2 protein-coding genes are annotated in these 1,071 nt (G+C 43.6%); one reads left to right on the forward strand and one right to left on the reverse strand.

Annotated elements, in window-relative coordinates; translation table 11 throughout:
- Positions 1–24 precede the first annotated feature (24 nt).
- Positions 25–321, reverse strand: coding sequence for a hypothetical protein (locus ACTHSP_RS20760; protein WP_318250410.1), 297 nt, complete (start codon positions 319–321; stop codon positions 25–27).
- Here ACTHSP_RS20760 and ACTHSP_RS20765 point away from each other — a divergent pair.
- The coding region (locus ACTHSP_RS20765) for an IS110 family transposase (RefSeq protein ID WP_440346853.1) at positions 223–1,071 on the forward strand (849 nt) is incomplete at its 3' end. The two genes, ACTHSP_RS20760 and ACTHSP_RS20765, sit on opposite strands and share 99 nt — an antisense overlap.

A 1,071-nucleotide genomic window follows, 5' to 3' on the forward strand; every position in this document is an offset into this window, starting at 1 on the left:
AGACGGCTTACAGGTTCGGATTAGCTACCCGAACCGAAAAACGCCCATCTTGAAACGGCCTAAGTCATCAGACTGTAGAAAAGATGAAGAGGGCGTTTTTTTGTTGTCTGAAAATTGAGTAGCATCAAAGAACACACAAAAGTGTGAATCTGCATAGTAAGGGAAATTATGAGAAACGCTGTTGGTTTGGATATATCGCAAAATACCTTTGACGCTGCCGCTATTGTCAACGGTAAGCGCAAGCAAGCTCTGTTTGACAACAGTATCAACGGCTTTGAAAACTTCAAAGCCTGGCTTGACGGCTTTGACTGTGACTTGCATATCTGCATGGAAGCAACCGGCAATTATTTTGAAGATGTTGCCGATTATATCGGCCAGTTTTACACCGTTTCCGTTATCAACCCCTATAAAATCAGCGAATACGGCAAAAGCCGCTTTCATCGCACAAAAACAGACAAACAAGATGCAAGGCTTATTGCCGAATATTGCCATACGGCCATGCCCAAAGATTTACCCGCTCGGCAAAAAATAAGCATAGGTCACTACCGCTTGAAACGCCTATTGGCTCTATACGAACAGCTCAAAACCCAAAAGACCGCCCAAAAGAACAGGCTGAAAGTAGCTAAAGACGAATTTGTTCGAAAAATTCATCAAGTTCAAATCCAAGAATTGGATCAACACATTCAGCAAGTCGAAGCAGAAATACAGGCAATAACGAACGGCAATCAAGATTTGAAAACCGTTTCAGAAGTCCTACAAACCATTCCAGCCATTGGCAAACTAACAGCGGCCATACTCACAAATTATCTGCTTAGCGGCGACTTTAAAACCGCCAATCAATTCACCGCCTTTGCCGGCTTGAATCTGCAACAAAAAGAATCAGGAACCAGCGTAAAAGGTCGTTCAAGCATGACACGCTACGGAAACAGACGGCTAAAATCAGCTCTGTTCATGCCTGCTATGGTTGCGCTCAATAGGGATTACTTGCCCGATTTCGTTAAACGTTTAAAAGCCAAGAACAAACCAAAGATGCTGATATTAGGTGCGCTCATGCGTAAGCTGCTTGTCGTG

Source organism: Neisseria sp. P0001.S005 (assembly GCF_051963715.1).

Bases quoted from the DNA above. Each gene is read 5' to 3' on its own strand.
- ACTHSP_RS20760 (WP_318250410.1), bottom strand. From the start codon at position 321: ATGCAAGTCACAGTCAAAGCCGTCAAGCCAGGCTTTGAAGTTTTCAAA.